This window comes from Nostoc sp., from assembly GCF_036917455.1.
Lineage (GTDB): Bacteria > Cyanobacteriota > Cyanobacteriia > Cyanobacteriales > Nostocaceae > Nostoc.
Genome location: NZ_JBALDK010000160.1, coordinates 33,726 through 49,744, shown reverse-complemented (window position 1 = coordinate 49,744; position 16,019 = coordinate 33,726). Strand labels below are relative to the sequence as shown.

Annotated in this window: 17 protein-coding genes and 1 pseudogene; 14 read left to right on the top strand and 4 right to left on the bottom strand. The window is 40.2% G+C overall.

Translation table 11 applies throughout. From position 1 onward, the window contains the following. The 4 genes from V7K42_RS17290 to V7K42_RS17275 all read left to right on the top strand — a co-directional run. Positions 1-349, top strand: a 349-nt coding sequence (locus V7K42_RS17290) for a HEAT repeat domain-containing protein (RefSeq protein WP_334918135.1), incomplete at its 5' end; no start/stop codon positions are given. 15 nt (positions 350-364) lie between these two features. Beyond that, entirely contained in the window at positions 365-625 is a 261-nt protein-coding gene (locus V7K42_RS17285; RefSeq protein WP_334918133.1) for a type II toxin-antitoxin system HicA family toxin, read from the top strand. Then, entirely contained in the window at positions 588-812 is a 225-nt protein-coding gene (locus tag V7K42_RS17280) for a type II toxin-antitoxin system HicB family antitoxin (RefSeq protein WP_193195421.1), read from the top strand. Before V7K42_RS17285 ends, V7K42_RS17280 begins: the two co-directional genes overlap by 38 nt. Before the next feature lie 379 nt (positions 813-1,191). Continuing rightward, on the top strand, positions 1,192-1,668 hold the full coding sequence (locus V7K42_RS17275; protein ID WP_334918128.1) for a hypothetical protein: 477 nt from the start codon (positions 1,192-1,194) through the stop codon (positions 1,666-1,668). A 777-nt stretch (positions 1,669-2,445) separates the two neighbouring features. On the opposite strand, the gene V7K42_RS17270 is transcribed toward V7K42_RS17275, so the two are convergent. Then, a complete protein-coding gene (locus V7K42_RS17270; protein ID WP_334918126.1) occupies positions 2,446-3,792 on the bottom strand; it encodes an NAD(P)/FAD-dependent oxidoreductase in 1,347 nt (448 codons plus the stop codon). A 710-nt stretch (positions 3,793-4,502) separates the two neighbouring features. On the opposite strand from V7K42_RS17270, the gene cysE reads away from it, so the two are divergent. The 9 genes and pseudogenes from cysE to V7K42_RS17225 all read left to right on the top strand — a co-directional run bounded on the left by cysE (position 4,503) and on the right by V7K42_RS17225 (position 10,709). Further along, positions 4,503-5,243, top strand: a complete 741-nt coding sequence (cysE, locus tag V7K42_RS17265; RefSeq protein ID WP_334918124.1) for a serine O-acetyltransferase — start codon at positions 4,503-4,505, stop codon at positions 5,241-5,243. A 31-nt stretch (positions 5,244-5,274) separates the two neighbouring features. Further along, entirely contained in the window at positions 5,275-5,499 is a 225-nt protein-coding gene (locus V7K42_RS17260) for an Asr1405/Asl0597 family protein (RefSeq protein WP_334887946.1), read from the top strand. Between the two features lie 284 nt (positions 5,500-5,783). Next, positions 5,784-5,981 (top strand): DUF2949 domain-containing protein, encoded by a 198-nt coding sequence (locus V7K42_RS17255; protein WP_334918121.1) that lies wholly within the window; start codon positions 5,784-5,786, stop codon positions 5,979-5,981. Between the two features lie 371 nt (positions 5,982-6,352). Beyond that, positions 6,353-7,486: a homocitrate synthase gene (gene nifV / locus V7K42_RS17250; RefSeq protein WP_334918119.1), complete on the top strand. Its 1,134-nt coding sequence runs from the start codon at positions 6,353-6,355 to the stop codon at positions 7,484-7,486. After that, positions 7,473-7,760, top strand: a complete 288-nt coding sequence (locus V7K42_RS17245) for a nitrogen fixation protein NifZ (protein WP_334811376.1) — start codon at positions 7,473-7,475, stop codon at positions 7,758-7,760. The genes nifV and V7K42_RS17245 overlap by 14 nt, the downstream gene beginning before the upstream one ends. After that, on the top strand, positions 7,735-7,938 hold the full coding sequence (gene nifT, locus V7K42_RS17240; protein WP_012407237.1) for a putative nitrogen fixation protein NifT: 204 nt from the start codon (positions 7,735-7,737) through the stop codon (positions 7,936-7,938). Before V7K42_RS17245 ends, nifT begins: the two co-directional genes overlap by 26 nt. 117 nt (positions 7,939-8,055) lie before the next feature. Next, positions 8,056-8,598 carry a (2Fe-2S) ferredoxin domain-containing protein gene (locus V7K42_RS17235; RefSeq protein WP_334918117.1) on the top strand — a complete coding sequence of 181 codons (543 nt, stop codon included), beginning with the start codon at positions 8,056-8,058 and terminating at the stop codon, positions 8,596-8,598. A gap of 322 nt (positions 8,599-8,920) precedes the next feature. Then, complete coding sequence (locus tag V7K42_RS17230; protein ID WP_334918115.1) at positions 8,921-10,078, top strand: PD-(D/E)XK nuclease family protein; 1,158 nt, start codon at positions 8,921-8,923, stop codon at positions 10,076-10,078. A 51-nt stretch (positions 10,079-10,129) separates the two neighbouring features. Continuing rightward, a pseudogene (locus V7K42_RS17225) lies at positions 10,130-10,709 on the top strand (Uma2 family endonuclease). A gap of 240 nt (positions 10,710-10,949) precedes the next feature. On the opposite strand, the gene V7K42_RS17220 reads toward V7K42_RS17225, so the two are convergent. From V7K42_RS17220 to V7K42_RS17210, 3 genes are all read right to left on the bottom strand, one after another. After that, positions 10,950-11,879, bottom strand: coding sequence for a PEP-CTERM sorting domain-containing protein (locus V7K42_RS17220; protein ID WP_334918113.1), 930 nt, complete (start codon positions 11,877-11,879; stop codon positions 10,950-10,952). Between the two features lie 268 nt (positions 11,880-12,147). After that, complete coding sequence (locus V7K42_RS17215) at positions 12,148-12,333, bottom strand: hypothetical protein (protein ID WP_334918111.1); 186 nt, start codon at positions 12,331-12,333, stop codon at positions 12,148-12,150. A 160-nt stretch (positions 12,334-12,493) separates the two neighbouring features. Further along, positions 12,494-13,876, bottom strand: coding sequence for a 1-acyl-sn-glycerol-3-phosphate acyltransferase (locus V7K42_RS17210; protein ID WP_334918109.1), 1,383 nt, complete (start codon positions 13,874-13,876; stop codon positions 12,494-12,496). A gap of 150 nt (positions 13,877-14,026) precedes the next feature. Here V7K42_RS17210 and V7K42_RS17205 point away from each other — a divergent pair, with 150 nt between their 5' ends. Next, positions 14,027-15,841, top strand: coding sequence for a proline--tRNA ligase (locus tag V7K42_RS17205; RefSeq protein WP_334918107.1), 1,815 nt, complete (start codon positions 14,027-14,029; stop codon positions 15,839-15,841). Positions 15,842-16,019 lie beyond the last annotated feature (178 nt).

Here is a 16,019-nt window from a genome sequence, read left to right as displayed (position 1 = left end):
CCAGAACTTCAAAGATGACCCCGACACCAAAACCATCCTCAAAGAACGCGCTACCCAGGATGATGACAGCAATGTGCGATATGCAGCAGTCCAAGAATTAGCTAAACACTTTAAATATCACGCTGATTTGTTTGACATCTACTACCAGTGCGCTGTCGATAATGCCTTTAAAGGTAGCCATGAACCTCCCTATAACCCCAACCCTCGGCGCATTGCACTGGAAATAATTATCAAGCAATTTCCTCAGCATGAGCAGACTTTACCACTGTTGTGCGATCGCGCAGAGAATGACCCAGATGAGCAAGTGCGGGAGTATGCTCAGAAGAAGTTAAAGCAGTGGGAAGGGTAAATGTAAGCTGAGTATATGCCCAAGAAAATAAGAGAACTCAAAAGTTTATTGTCGCAAGCAGGGTTTACCTACCGTCCTGGTAAAGGTAGCCACACTAATTGGTATCATCCTCTCCTACCTGGAAGAGTTACTATATCAGGTAAAGACGGAAGTGATGCTAAAGCTTACCAAGAGAAAGACGTTAATAATGCACTTCAAAGGTTAGAAGAAATCAAGAATGCTCAAGAGGAAAAAAAGAATGAATTCTCACTACACAATAATTATTCAGTGGTCTGATGAAGATGAGTGTTTTGTTGTCAGCCTTCCTGAATGGGGAGAATTTTGTCACACTCACGGAGAAACTTATGAAGAAGCTTTTAAAAATGCTCAGGAAGTTTTAGAGATGCTGATTGAATCATCTTTGGCTGATGGTGAAACTCTACCAGAGCCTAAAACGCTAGGGAAATCTTTAGAAGTTGCATAAAATTGAGAAATTAAAGGGGTAGCTGATGAACACATCTGTGAATACCACCAAAGTCTAGCAAGAGCTAATCAGTACGTTAACCCTAAGTGAGTATTCAAAATGTCTCGTCCATATATTAATGCAGAACTGCGGCGTTTAGTTTGCGATCGCGCCGCCCATCTATGCGAGTATTTATATCCAGCTTTGGTATAGGTTGGGTTGAAGAACGAAACCCAACATTTTCGGGTTTTGTTGGGTTTCACGACCTTAAACCCAACCTACAAATTTTCTAAAACAGATAAATAAATAGGTTATGATGTGCGATCGCATTCAACAATGGGAATTATATACTTAGCAACTATTGCTACTTCACCATTAGAACTCCCAAGGTAAATATATAATGCCCTATCAAAATATTGCAGCCACCCTTTCGCCACAAGATATCCAAGAAATTAAAGCTGCGTTACAGACAGTTCAAAAAAAGATGCCCTTTCTGATTACTCTCAGCACTGAAGAACGGCGGAAGTTGCTAAAAATGGGCGATAAAAGCCTAGCCTTTGTAAACAATAGCGTCACAGCTGCTCAGTCTAACCGCGAAATTCTTCCACCCACTTTTGACGTTGAAGAACTTGTCCGGGATTATCAATTAGCCACTGCGCTTACTGAACTTTTAATCTCAGTGCAACAACTCGCCGAACAAGTCGATGATACCCTAATGGCAGTCGGTAGTGAAGCTATGATTAGCAGTTTGACAGTTTATGACTACGTAAAAACAGCATCGAAAAAGACTCCAGGCTTAAAAACTGTCGCTGAACAGTTGGGCGAACGCTTTAAAGCTATCAAAGGTAGACCGACAAAAGCTGCATCTAGTTCTTAATGAATTAATACTCATTAATGAGCCTTTGATACTCATTAATGAGTCTTTGAACCTCATTAAAGACTCTTTGAACCTCATTAAAGAGTCTTTGATACTCATTAAAGACTCTTTGAACCTCATTAATGAGCCTTTGATACTCATTAATGAGTCTTTGAACCTCATTAAAGAGTCTTTGATACTCATTAAAGAGTCTTTGATACTCATTAAAGAGTCTTTGATACTCATTAAAGACTCTTTGAACTCCATTATTACCCCACCCTAACCCTCCCCTTGTAAAGGGGAGGGAACTGGATTTTCCGGTTTCCCCCCTTTAAAAGGGGGGATTAAGGGGGGTAATAATGGAGTTCAAAAGCACAACAAACCACTTTTCAAACAACCTCTAATAGTGCTGACAAGGGTTTTGGCATCTTGGCTATATTTGGTTTTGTTGATTTCTAGCCAGTTGCAGAGCGGGAACTGAACCCTGTTGAGCGCTGTATCATTTATGTAGAGCTTTTCTACAGCACTCATTTGACAACTGGCATAGCTGGGACACCAGAAGCGGAAAGTTTTACCTTATCCCCCGTACAACTTCTTTACTGTCCCGTTGTGTTGATATCTCCATTGAAACAGTAGCTCGAAGTCATGAAATGCCAAATTGCCAAAATTGCTTAGGGCGGTATCTCATCCCATATTCTTTTCTTGGAACAGCAATCTTCGCCCAAGATTTACCACCACACAGGACTCATCAATACAATAACCTTGTACCGTCATTGACTAATGCTGTGATACCTAAAGTTACAGAGGTGTCACAGAAGGCTCTTGCACCCTATCATTAACAGTTTTTGGTTCTACAAAAGCTTCTCTACCTGTAATCAATCTAGAGCGACGATTACGAGTGATATAATTCCACGCCCACTGAAAGACTACTAGTAATTTGGTGTCAAACTCGATTAAGAAGTAGATGTGAACTAATAGCCAAAATGCCCAAGCAAGGAAACCTGTGAGTTTGAGGAAGGCTAAATCTACAACAGCTAAATTTTGCCCAATCATCGCCAAACTACCCACATCGTTGTAACGAAATTGTGGCAAAGTCTTACCTTGAAGCCGTCGTTGAATTAGTTTACCTACATACTCTCCTTGTTGTTTAGCTACGGGTGCAACACCAGGTAAGACTTTACTATCTTGGTGGGAGAAGTTAGCTAAATCTCCAATTACGAAAATGTTGTCATAACCCTCGATAGACAAGTCAGGTTCTACAATTACCCGCCCAGAGTAATCGCACTCTACACCTGTACTTTCTGCTAAGACTTTCCCCATTGCGGAACCTTGAACACCTGCTGCCCATAATATAGTGTCTGAGGCAATTTCTGTAAATTCATTGCCTTGCTTGAAAGTAACGATACCACCTTCAATATTTGTCACCCTAGTGTGAGTGTGGAGTTCTACACCCAACTTTTGCAAAGCTACTGCTGCTGATGCCGATAGCTCTGGCACCATGTGTGGGAGGATGCGAGGGCCCCCTTGTAATAGTAAAATTCTCGTTTCTGAAGTGTCGATGCTGCGGAAATCTTCTTTGAGAGTTTTGTATGCCAATTCTGCGATCGCACCGGCTAATTCTACACCAGTCGGGCCACCCCCCACAATCACAAAATTCAAGAAAGCACGCCGTTTTTCTGGATCAGTTTCTTTTTCTGCTGCTTCAAATGCGCCAAATATCCGGCGACGCATTTCTATCGCATCTTCCACAGTTTTCAAACCAGGAGCAACTTTTTCCCAGTGATCTTTACCAAAATAGGAATGGTTAGCACCTGTGGCGACAATTAATGTATCATAAGGTACTACTTTATCACCCAAAATAACTTGTTGGGCTTTTGGATCAATATCACTTACTTCTCCCAACAACACCTTTGTATTCTTGCTTTTCTTAAATACAGATCGCAATGGTGCGGAAATATCAGAAGGTGATAGCGTACCTGTGGCAACTTGATATAAAAGCGGCTGAAATAGGTGAAAGTTGCGTTTATCAATGAGAGTAACATTTACATTCCCTGCATTCAGACCCTTTGCTGCATACAGTCCACCAAAACCACCACCAACAATAACAACCCGATGTGGTGCATTATTTTCAAGTGAAACTGACATAAAAAATATTTCCTTGAGTTAAGAATTTGTAACTATTCTTAACGAATATGTAACAGCATTATGATATCGGTTGCTGTTTATTTAGAACAATTGAAAAATAATGAAAGTATTCAAAGTTAGTTTCTAGCCATATCAAAATATATATCCTACAAATCGGCCAGTAGTTATTTTTGCACTTCACTTATTGAAATGAAATGTTTTCCTTCAACACATCTATATAATAAGATATTCACTACGAGCTATAACTATATTTTGAAACGTATATCTGCATACAGACAGCAAATCCTAAAAAAAAATAAAGAAACCCATGTTTCGCCCAACCAAATAATAGGATACTAATAGTAGTAGCATATACAAAAAATATATTTGTAGCTTCATATAACTCATGTTTGAGTGCATCTGAGTACAGCTTAATATATTGCAAAATATCTTGACTAAATCTTAGCAAAGGCTTACGGATAAAGTTTCTTGTAGCGTGAACAGAAATTCTTACCCCCCGCCCTCAAAATACTAGTACCCCTATCGTTAAATACTAGCGCCCCTAACCCCAGACAAATTTTAACTTGATGTTAAGTCGGGGTTTTGGCGTTTGAGTACAACTATAATCAATCCAATAAATCCAATCAGTATCGGGTTTGGTATCGAGTTGGAAGTCACCTGATATAAGCATAAAAATAGCAGATGAATCTTTTACCAGATAGACATTACCGATGCAACAGTCTCTAGACAGTATTAGCGATCCCCCCAGTACCAAAACGCAGGATTCTGCACATAGATCCATGCTGAAAAATTTACTCTCAGGCGTTTTTTTTGAGCCATTATTGAGTGATTTTCGCATTATTTTTGAGCGCGATCCCGCAGCACGGAATTGGCTAGAGGTGGTATTTTGCTACCCCGGATTGCACGCACTCTGTTTGCATCGTCTTGCTCACTGGTTAGATGGTCGAGGAGTGGGTTTTATCCCCCGTTTAATTTCCCATTTGGGAAGATTTTTGACGGGAATTGAAATTCACCCAGGTGCAGAGATTGGCCAGGGCGTGTTTATCGACCACGGAATGGGTGTTGTGATTGGCGAAACTGCGATCGTCGGCGACTTTACATTGATTTACCAGGGCGTTACCCTTGGCGGAACTGGTAAAGAAACTGGTAAGCGTCATCCCACAGTGGGCAAAAATGCAGTGATTGGGGCGGGTGCGAAAGTTTTGGGTAATCTGCAAATTGGCGATCGCGTCCGTATTGGCGCAGGTTCCATTGTCTTGCGGGATATCCCCAATGATTGCACAGTTGTGGGCGTTCCCGGTCGAATTATTTCCCGAAATCAAAACGCCAGCCTTTCTCCTTTAGAACATGGAAAGCTCCCCGATGTGGAAGCAACCGTGATTCGTTCTTTGCTCTCGCGCGTTGAAGAACTCGAAAAACAACTGCAAGCTTTAAGCGTTAAGAGTCATTAATCGTTTGCAAATGACAAAGGACAAAGGACAAATGACAAATCACATTTTGCAGATACCTTTGAGCGATCGCTGGCGAATCTATCACCGACTGCAAGAGTTAAAAATAAATAGTTCTTGTCCCCCCGATGGTTCTTTACGAGTGCAAGTGAACAATTTACTGGAAGCGATTCTAATTCGCAGTACAGTTATGCAGCTTCTTGGTTCTCGTCAGGAATTATTAGAATGGCTAGAGCGTTGCTGGCATTACAGGGATTAATCGCGTCTATTAATCTTGAATTCATGACGAAATCGCTGCACTTTATCCCTTTTGTCCATAGATGCACAAAGCTCAAATAGGTTTAGAGTTTGAAGCTACTGTATGCTTGCAGAATTTATTGCAGACTGAGATGGATTAGATGGGATTTAGATTTTATTTCTTCTAGTAAATCTAAACTTTCCCTGACAATAGCAACAATTAAAAAGGCAAAATCTCCAACTATAAATTGGAAATTATGATTTTTAATTCTTTTCCCAAATTAGAAATTGAAAGTTCAATCATTTATGGCGACTCGGAATAGAGATATAAGACTCCTCACTTTTTTGCACAACGAACTTGAACTTTCAAATGCCGATATTGCTGTAGCTCTGCGACACCGTGAATTAGAAAATGGGCCACTACCGATGCTTCTTTGGCAGTATGGTTTCGTTGACTTGGAGCAGCTAGGAAAGATTTTTGATTGGCTAGCAGAACACAGTTAGCGAATTTGTACCCTATAGCTCCCAGTCCCATTACCTGCCGAAAGTACACACCAATGCTCTAAAAAATCTGAGGTTACGAAGATGATTACATCCTTAATTGCTGGATTCTGTGTTTTACTTTGTTCAGGATTTGCTAATAGTTATATTAGTTCATTGCTACTCGAACCGAATTCAACTGACATCGGTAAAAACGATTAGTAAATTATACATTGTTTTAGTTCCCTGTCATACAGATGTGATGCTGCTAATCAGTCAATAATTAAGGATCATGTATCCTACATTATGAATTGTGATATTTTTAGCATTTGCCATCGCTGGGGATTGTAGAGAGAAAGGATATTAAGAATACTTCCAAGAGAGGGATATTTGCAATGAATCAAATCATAATTAATGACACTACACTACGTGATGGCGAACAAGCAGCAGGTGTTGCTTTTACCCTAGAAGAAAAGGTTGCGATCGCTAAATTTCTTGATTCGATTGGTATTCCCGAATTAGAAGTCGGTATCCCAGCAATGGGTGACGAAGAAACCCGGGCGATCGCCGCAATTTCTGATTTGGGTTTACAAGCAAAACTCCTCGGTTGGAATCGTGCTGTCATCTCAGATATTAAGGCTTCTATTGCTTGCGGACTGAACCGGGTGCATATCGCCATTCCCGTCTCTGGTATCCAAATCGCGGCTAAATTCCACGGTCAATGGCGAGTCAGCTTGCAAAAGCTCAAAGACTGTATTAGCTTTGCCGTCGATCAAGGTCTTTGGGTAGCAGTCGGCGGAGAAGATTCTTCCAGGGCAGACGAAAACTTCCTCTTAGATGTAGCGCTTTATGCCCAAGAATGGGGTGCATCCCGGTTCCGCTTCTGCGACACCGTAGGAGTTCTCGATCCTTTCACCACCTACACCAAGGTTAAACGGCTGGTTTCAGCTTTGATGATTCCCCTAGAAATCCACACCCACAATGATTTTGGGATGGCAACAGCCAACGCCCTTGCGGGTATCAAAGCCGGAGCCTTATCAGTGAATACCACAGTCAACGGATTGGGTGAAAGGGCAGGAAATGCAGCTTTAGAAGAAGTTGTCATGGCGATCAAACGCATCTATGGCGTTGATTTAGGCATCGACACACCCGGTTTGCTGGAACTGTCTCAACTAGTTGCAGCCGCATCAGGAGCAGATGTACCACCCTGGAAAGCGATCGTTGGCGAAAATACTTTTGCTCACGAATCTGGCATCCATGCTCACGGGGTATTGCAAAATCCCATTACTTACGAACCATTTGCTCCCGAAGAGGTGGGTTGGGAACGGCGTTTAGTATTAGGTAAACATTCTGGACGGCATTTGGTTTCAAACTTGCTAGAACAGCATGGAATTTTCTTGAATTCCCAAGAAACCCAATCTGTTTTAGATGCAGTGCGCCATCAATCGGTACAGAAAAAACGCAGCCTGACGACAGAAGAACTATTGAATTTGGTCAGAGAACAGAGGTACTCTCATGCAACGCGATGAATTAGAGCTAAACTTGCCACCTGCTTTTGAAATTGGTGAAAAAGTCAGAGTTCGGAAACTGCTCAAAAATGATGGTACTTTTCCTGGTAAAGAAGTTGGGCAAGTTTTGGTAAATAAAGGAGATATCGGCTACATAGCTAGTATAGGAACATATTTGCAGAGTTCCTATATATATGCTGTGCATTTCTTGGAAACAGGATTCGTCGTCGGCTGTATGAAAAAAGAACTAGAATCTGTTGAGGAATCTCATGAAAGTAATGCTACGCATGAATGATGCCGGTACTTTAGTAGTCTACGTTGCTAAAAAAGACCTTGAAGAAGAAGTCGTCAAACAAACTGATGGAAATGATGGCAAGATTCTCACCCTAGCAAATGGTTGGGAATTAGAATTTCGTAATTTGCCAGACACAGCAAATTTACCCCAAACAGTAGAAGCTAAACGCCTCGCTTAAGGGTGCTGGGGATTGGGGACTGGGGAATAAATATTTAGCAATACTTTCCCAATTCTCAATTCCCAATTCCCAATTCCCAATTCCCAATTCCCAATTCCCAATAACTTTTTATCAATCATGGGTGACAAACATTTGACGTTATCAGAATTGAACCTTGAGGGACAGTTACTAGGTTTTGTTGGTGGTGAATCAGGAAAATATAAATACTTGCAATTGGCAATTCCATCTGGAAATGTGGAAGTTAAACTATCTAAAGAGTTGCGCCGTTCTCTAAGTTCATCCTTAATTCCTGGTCAGCAAGTTCGCGTTTGTGGTTATAGTAAGATAGATTCGCGTACAAGTGAAATTAAAATTAAAGCCTATCAGGTGACACCAATTAATGGGTGTCCAAAGCAAGATTTACCACCTGAAACCAAAGCGAGGATTATGGTATGTCAAAAGGGCGGTTGTCTGAAACGCGGTGGTAAAGGGTTATTATCAGAGTTAGAAAAAACTTTGTGCGATCGCGGTTTGTTAGACAAAGTTACCATTGAACATACTAGTTGCCAAAAATGCTGTAGCAGCGCTCCTAACTGTGTTTTACAGCTTGGTAAAAAGAAATACAAGAATATTCATCCTGACGCGATCGCATCTTTGCTAGAAAGTCACTTAACTCAATAGTAGTAACCTTTTCTAGCTTTTATTAAAAGAATACACAATTTTTTAGGGGTAAAATTTTTATCCCTATTTGTTGTAAGTATCATACAGTAATCTTGTCAAACTGCGATCGGCTAAGTTATAACTGCCCTGGCGAATGGAATGATGCCTCGCAGCTATACAGACGAAACCCACCTCCGTAGGTTTCAAATTCTTAGAGTCCGCGTAGGCGGACTTTGTTTGTCTAGCCGCGATTTATAATCGCCGGGTATATTTGCAAAGGTGAGATTCTCTCCCTAATTATTGTGTATAAATTTCCGCAAATATCTTAAATAGCTAAAAACCAATGTCTTTGTTTAGCAATTTACTCAACCTACATTCAGGGAACAAGCCGCTTGAAGATTTTTTTACAGAGATTGTTGCTTATTTTTTATCCCTGAATAACCATATTTTAATTGATTGGCTAAAACATCACTCAATTATTAGTGATGATAATTATTCCAGTATCAAGATTATAACCCAACAAGAACACAAAGGACTTGAAACCCATACAGAAGATAGTAGATTGGATATTGTAGTTGAACTATCAGATGGTTTAAATACAGATGTAATATTTCTTGAATCAAAAATTGGTTCTACAGAAGGATGGCGACAATTAGAAAAATATGCTGAAATTCTGAGTAAATTACAAAATGTTAGACATCGAATTTTAATTTATATTACCCGTGATTATGATCCAAAAGACGAAATCAAAACTCCAGGATCTAATTTAGAGCCAAAAGTGAATTTTTATCAATTGAGGTGGCATCAATTTTATGCCCGCTTACAACAACACTCGACTGATATCTTATCCCAAGAAATATTAATTTTCATGAGGAATAACAGAATGTCTCACACTAATCAATTTTCATCGGTTGACTTATTGACAATGGTGAATTTTAACAAAACTCTCAATCTCATGGAATCAACCCTCAATGATGAAGTACAAGACAAATTCAGGCTAGCTTTTGGAGGTGTAATCAAAGGCGCACCAAGTAGGACTCAATGGAAATGGTACAGTAGATATATTATCTATACTAAATTTTCAGGAGATAATCTTTGGTGTGGTCTTGGATACTTTAATTTAAATCCAGATACTTTAACAGAATATCCATATTTAGGTATATTTTTGGAGGTTTCTTCTAGTTTTGGAGAACGCCCAAAAATTATTGAATCTATGCAGAAAGTAATTAACGATAAACCCAATATATGGACTCCTGCTGATTTGACAATTTTGCCAGCATGTTCAGCTATATTTTATCGAAAAAGCCTACAAGAGTTTTTATCTGAAAAAGACCAGCTATCTGCTATTAAATTATTTTTCCAAGAATCAATAAAAGAATTAAAAACGGTTCAGGAACAATATTTTGATTTTCCTAGGAAGGGTGTAAGTATAGAAGCAACTACAGAAGGCGATAAAGAAGAATACCCAGACACCTCACTATCCTCCATCGCATCACTTTAATCAGTTACAGCTATATTAAGATAAAAATAACTCTGCATTCTCGTAGTTGTTATGAGCCTTACCACTGCTAAACGCTTTACTATCGCTGAATATCACCGTCTAGCTGAACTCGGCTTCTTTAAGGAGAATGACCGAGTTGAGCTAATTAAGGGTGAAATAGTCCAGATGGCAGCAAAAGGTACACCGCACTCTGTTTGTGAAACACGCCTAGAGCGAGAATTATATAAGTTAGTAGGCGATCGCGCAACCCTGCGAGGACAACAGCCAATTACTTTGTCTAACAACAGTGAGCCTGAACCCGATAGAGTAATTGCAAAAAATAGAGATGATGACTATTTAGCTAATCATCCCAGCCCATCTGATATTTTACTCTTAATTAATTGAGATTGCCGATTCATCCTTAAAATATGACCAAGAGGAAAAGTTACCGATTTATGCAGAAGCAGGTATTTTTGATTATTGGATATTTAATTTAGTAGATAATTATCTGGAGTGCTATGGCGAACCTTATCAAGGTTTACAAGGTAAATTTGGTTATCGTCGCAAGTTGATTTATCTGCCAAATGAATTAGTTAATCTGACCTGCCTACCTGATTTAGTTGTGGATTTATCTAAGGTATTTCCAGGTTAGGATATAAAACGCGATCGCTCAACTTTATTATCGTGAGTATACGCCCTATATTACCCTATATAATGGTGTTTAAAAAAATAAATGCCTTGACTTTTTAGTCAGGGCATTTAACTTTATTTATTTAATATGTAATGGTTAAACCTACACAGTTTGGGATAATTTTCACTTAAGCTTTATCCAAAATGCCATTACTCACTGAAGATAAATCAAGCTTTATTGCGAACAGTCCCCACCCAATTGCTACGCTAATTTCTTGCGTCGCTTGCTACCAGCTAAAGCCAGACCGACGATTCCTAAACCAGCGAGACTAGCAGGCTCAGGAGTCGCTTGGACAATACCTGATTTTTTGAATTCAAATGCAATAGTTTGTGTACCACTGAATTTGGTGGCATTGTAGCCAGTGGTTAGCAACTGCTGCGTTACATCACCCTGTGCTAAAAACGAGATTCCACTCAGATATTTTCCAGAGTCGATGACATTGAGATTAAATGTTTTGTCCTTGCCGTTATTGGTAAAGTAACTACTGGTCAAATCACCATAACCGACAACACCACCACCTTGTTTTACCTGAGTTTCGTAAGAAATCCATCCATCTCCTGTCAAACCACCATATCCAACACTGTAGCCCTCTTTGCTATCAGCAACTGTCTTTGCCTGAACACCACTATAAACACCTATTTGTTGTACCCCTGAAGCATTAACTGAGGAGAAATGAATACCAAACAAATCCCCACTGCTCATAGCATTTTCAAAGGTCTTACCGGCCGTATTGAAGAACAAATCACCATATCCAATCTGACCGCCCGCAGCACCCTGTTCAGCCTCTCCTGTTAACTTCATATTGCCATTGATTGCCACAATAACGCTGGTAGCAGTTTCTTTGATAGCCATACCAGAGATATCGTAGGGATTTACTTTCCCTGGCGCTGCACCAACCCAGTAATTCCCGTTCATCCCATCTGTGTTTGAATCAAATGCATACTGCCAGCCATTGGCATCAGTGGAGTTTTGACCCACCAAAAGACCAGTAGTGTCATTCAAACACTCTAAAGATATGCTAAATGCTGTTCCCTTTAAGTCGGAGGCATAGGCTCCTTGACCAGCCACAAATAAGATTCCAAAAGTAGCAATACTAATCTTCAGTAAATTGAATAAGTTTTGAGTTTTCATTATTTATAACTTGATTGAGAGAATCACAATTTGCTGGACTTATCTATTTGTAATTTGAATTACAAAAATATAAAAGCGTGATTCTTCTGAAAATATAATTTGGAGAACTTAACGGTAATTTTATAAAAATCAAAGACCAATTACATATTTAGTTAAAATTGCTTTGAGTTTACCTAATTGTATTCAATATGAAATAGAAGTAAAGCCAAGTAGGTCTAGTAGCCTAAGATTTTTTGCACCCTTTTACTTAGATAGTTTTGAAAAACTTTTAGGTTTGTGCCAGCTTAATAAACCATATCCCGCCAGCATCTCCGTACAGGGCATCTAAACCTGCGATCGCTAGAAGTTTTGTGTCTGATTGATCTACTTGAGAAAGTAATATCCGGTTTGGATGAACACTTGGACATTTACAGCAGATTGCAACTTGGTGAGGTACAGATGATTTTAAAGGCACAGCAGTGCTGTGCCCCTACCTGTGTACTTCATTTACCTGCAATCTGCTGTAAGTTATACTTTTGCAAGTTAAAAAAGTCAGCAGTTAGGGTTCGAAGTCAATAAACCTGCTGAAAACTGACTTATTCTGTGGTTCTTAGCTAAAGATGCAATCCTCCTAATCAAATCAATCCTTCCATCGCGTGTTGCAAATCATTCGTTACATCAGCAACAGCTTGTCTAGCAGCCAAACGATTCACTTGATACGCTGGGTAACGCTCAGAAATAGATATGGGTTCACCCACAGTAATTTTGACTTTTTGCTTACCTAATTGCGGACGTTGCACAGTTTTATTTCCTTTGATTTTAGCAATCATTTGCCATAAAATTAAAGTCGTCTCAGCAAACCTTTCTGCTGTTGGATTTTCACGAATATAATTACCAGAAACTGCTACAAAACTTTCTACTAAACGCATGTGCCACATTCGCGCATTCGCTTCTTCCGCAACGCGATCGCCTAAAGCTCTTTCGACAGCAGATACTCCTTTTACATCCTTAAATTCTTCTCTAAATATATAATTCCAGCCAGCTTGTTCTACTCGCCGACAACGGTCACTTAAATTACCTTTTGACTGCAAATCAAAATGCTGCTCTGATATTAACAACGCTGCATTCAATAAAGCTTGTAAACGTACTGTTAACGCTTCATTTCTATCTGGAATTTGCCCATTGACAATGTTAGGATCTGGCAGTTTTTGATGATAAAAACGTGTGTAAAATTCTTCCATTAGCAAAAGTAAATGTTCTGCCAAAGTCAATAGGCGAGGATAAAGCGACTCTATGGAAGTATTTTCTGCTGAATTCACAGGTAAACCACTAGCCGCTTCCAATTCACTTAGAAGATTTGCGATCGCACCCCAAGGAGCATCAACGTAACTATATTTAATCCCAACTGGTACAATTAGAACCTGTTCGGGGCGTTCAGCTTTGTGCAAGTCTTCAGCACACCAAAAGCCTAACTGAGCAATACCGGGTTCCAAAGGACTGATATTCTCCGATAAACCATTGGTTGCACCCTCTGGCGCAGCAGCCATCGGGAATTTCCCATTGGCAAACAAGTCACGCGCCGAACGTAACCCCGTCCAGTCAGCCTTACCTCGCTGAATCGGAGTTCCACCTAAATGAGAAGCAATCCAGCCAACGTGGGAACCTGCCCATAGAGGAATGCCGCGATCGTAGATAAAATGAGCGTGAATTGGAAGTTGTAGTGTTGTGTCCTGCGATCGCGCTATCTTTGGTACAAGTTGAGACAGCAAATAGGCCAAACAAAATGGATCGTCTGTTTTCGGATGGCGAAATGCCAGCATAAAACGGATTTTACCCTCCTGAAACTGGCGATAGAGATCCACCAGAACCTCTACGTTGTCTGCTTCAATTTGGGTAATAGATGTTTGCCAATTTATCCAACTGGGTAGCAACAGATGGACGAATCGTAGAAATAAGGGGTTAAACGCCGGAGGAATAAATTCTAAGGGTGCTTGTGCTTGATAAATTACATCTGCCAAGGTAGTTTTCTCCTAAAGTTGCGATCAAAAAAGGCGGAAGGCTATAAGTAAAAATGAAAAATAAATAACGCTGTGTACTTTGTACTTCATCATTAATACTTCATACTTTAGTTGACATAGAAATTAGTGATTCTGGAAAGGGAATAAACGATGCGACTTTCACAAATGTTATTCGTTACATTGCGGGACGATCCAGCTGATGCTGAGATTCCTAGCCATAAATTATTACTCCGTGCAGGTTACATTCGTCGCATCGGTAGTGGTCTTTATGCTTATTTGCCGCTAATGTGGCGGGTACTGCAAAAAGTTTCCCAGATTGTGCGGGAAGAAATGAACGCTACAGGCGCACAAGAATGTCTCTTACCACAATTACAACCTGCGGACTTATGGAAGGAATCGGAACGCTGGGACACTTACACCAAAGCTGAAGGGATCATGTTTTCCCTAATTGACCGCCGCGAGCAACAATTAGGATTAGGCCCAACTCATGAAGAAGTAGTCACAGCGATCGCTCGTGATATGATTCGCTCTTATCGGCAATTACCACTACATCTCTACCAAATTCAAACCAAGTTCCGCGATGAAATTCGCCCCCGCTTTGGTTTAATGCGTGGACGGGAATTTATCATGAAGGACGGCTATTCCTTTCATGCTGATGAAGCCAGCCTAAAAGAAACTTACCAGGATATGTATAAAGCATACAGCAATATCCTGCGGCGTTCTGGTTTAGCTTTTCGGGCAGTAGAAGCTGATTCTGGTGCAATTGGCGGTTCTGGTTCCACAGAATTCATGATTTTGGCGGAAGCTGGTGAAGATGAAGTTCTCTACACTGAGGATGGTAAATACGCCGCTAACGTAGAAAAGGCTGTTTCTTTACCAATTGATGCCGAAACCTCACGGTTTACAACCTATGAGAAACGAGATACACCTGGAACAGAAACCATTGAAAAGGTTTGTCAAATCCTCAAATGTTCTCCCACTCAATTGGTGAAAAATGTCCTTTATCAGACAGTTTATGATAATGGTACAACGGTGTTAGTTTTGGTAAGCATTCGAGGCGATCAGGAAGTTAATGAAGTCAAGTTGCAAAATGAATTGACTAAATTAGCTTCTGAGTATGGCGCTAAAACTATTATTAGTTTGAATGTCCCAAATGTAGAAGCCCAGCAAGTATGGAGAGCGAAATCTCTACCTTTAGGCTATATTGCGCCAGATATCGGAGATGAGTATATTACCGCCAATAAACAGATTCATCCTAAATTTTTGCGTTTGGTGGATCAAACAGCCGTTGATTTAAAAAACTTTGTTACAGGCGCGAATGAAGTTGGTTATCACGTAGTTGGTGCTAATTGGAATGAGCAATTTAAGTTACCAGAAAAAGTAGTAGATATTCGTAAGTCAAGAACAGGCGATCGCGCCATCCATAATCCAGAACAAACTCTTGCAAGCGCCCGGGGAATTGAAGCAGGTCATATATTCCAATTAGGTACTAAATATTCCCAAGCAATGGGTGCAACTTATACCAATGAACAGGGCGAAGAAAAGCCGCTAGTTATGGGTTGTTTTGGTGTGGGTGTGTCGCGGTTAGCACAAGCTGCCGTCGAGCAATCTTACGATAAAGATGGGATTATTTGGCCAGTTGCGATCGCACCTTATCACGCGATCGTCACAATTCCTAACATTAAGGATGCTCAACAAGTCGAAATCGCCCAAAAACTTTACACCCAACTCAATCAAGCGGGAATTGAAACCTTACTAGATGACCGCGATGAACGGGCGGGAGTGAAATTTAAAGATGCTGACTTGATTGGTATCCCATATAGAATTGTAACCGGGCGAGCGATCGCCAATGGCAAAGTCGAAGTTGTAGAAAGAGCTACCCGTCAATCTCAAGAAATTGTCATTGATGAAGTTACCACTACACTCAAACAATGGATTAGCGCCGCAATTCAAGTAAAAAATTAAATAATAAGATTTACGCAGAAGAATAAATACTTTACTTTGCGTTCCTCTGCGTAAACCTTTGCGTCCCTCTGCGTTGAAAATTTAATCATCTCCAGAAAGAATGAAATTTACATAATTTGGTAGGTGACGGATTAGAAATAGAAATCCTAGAATTAAAATAGGGACTTGCACAATTAAA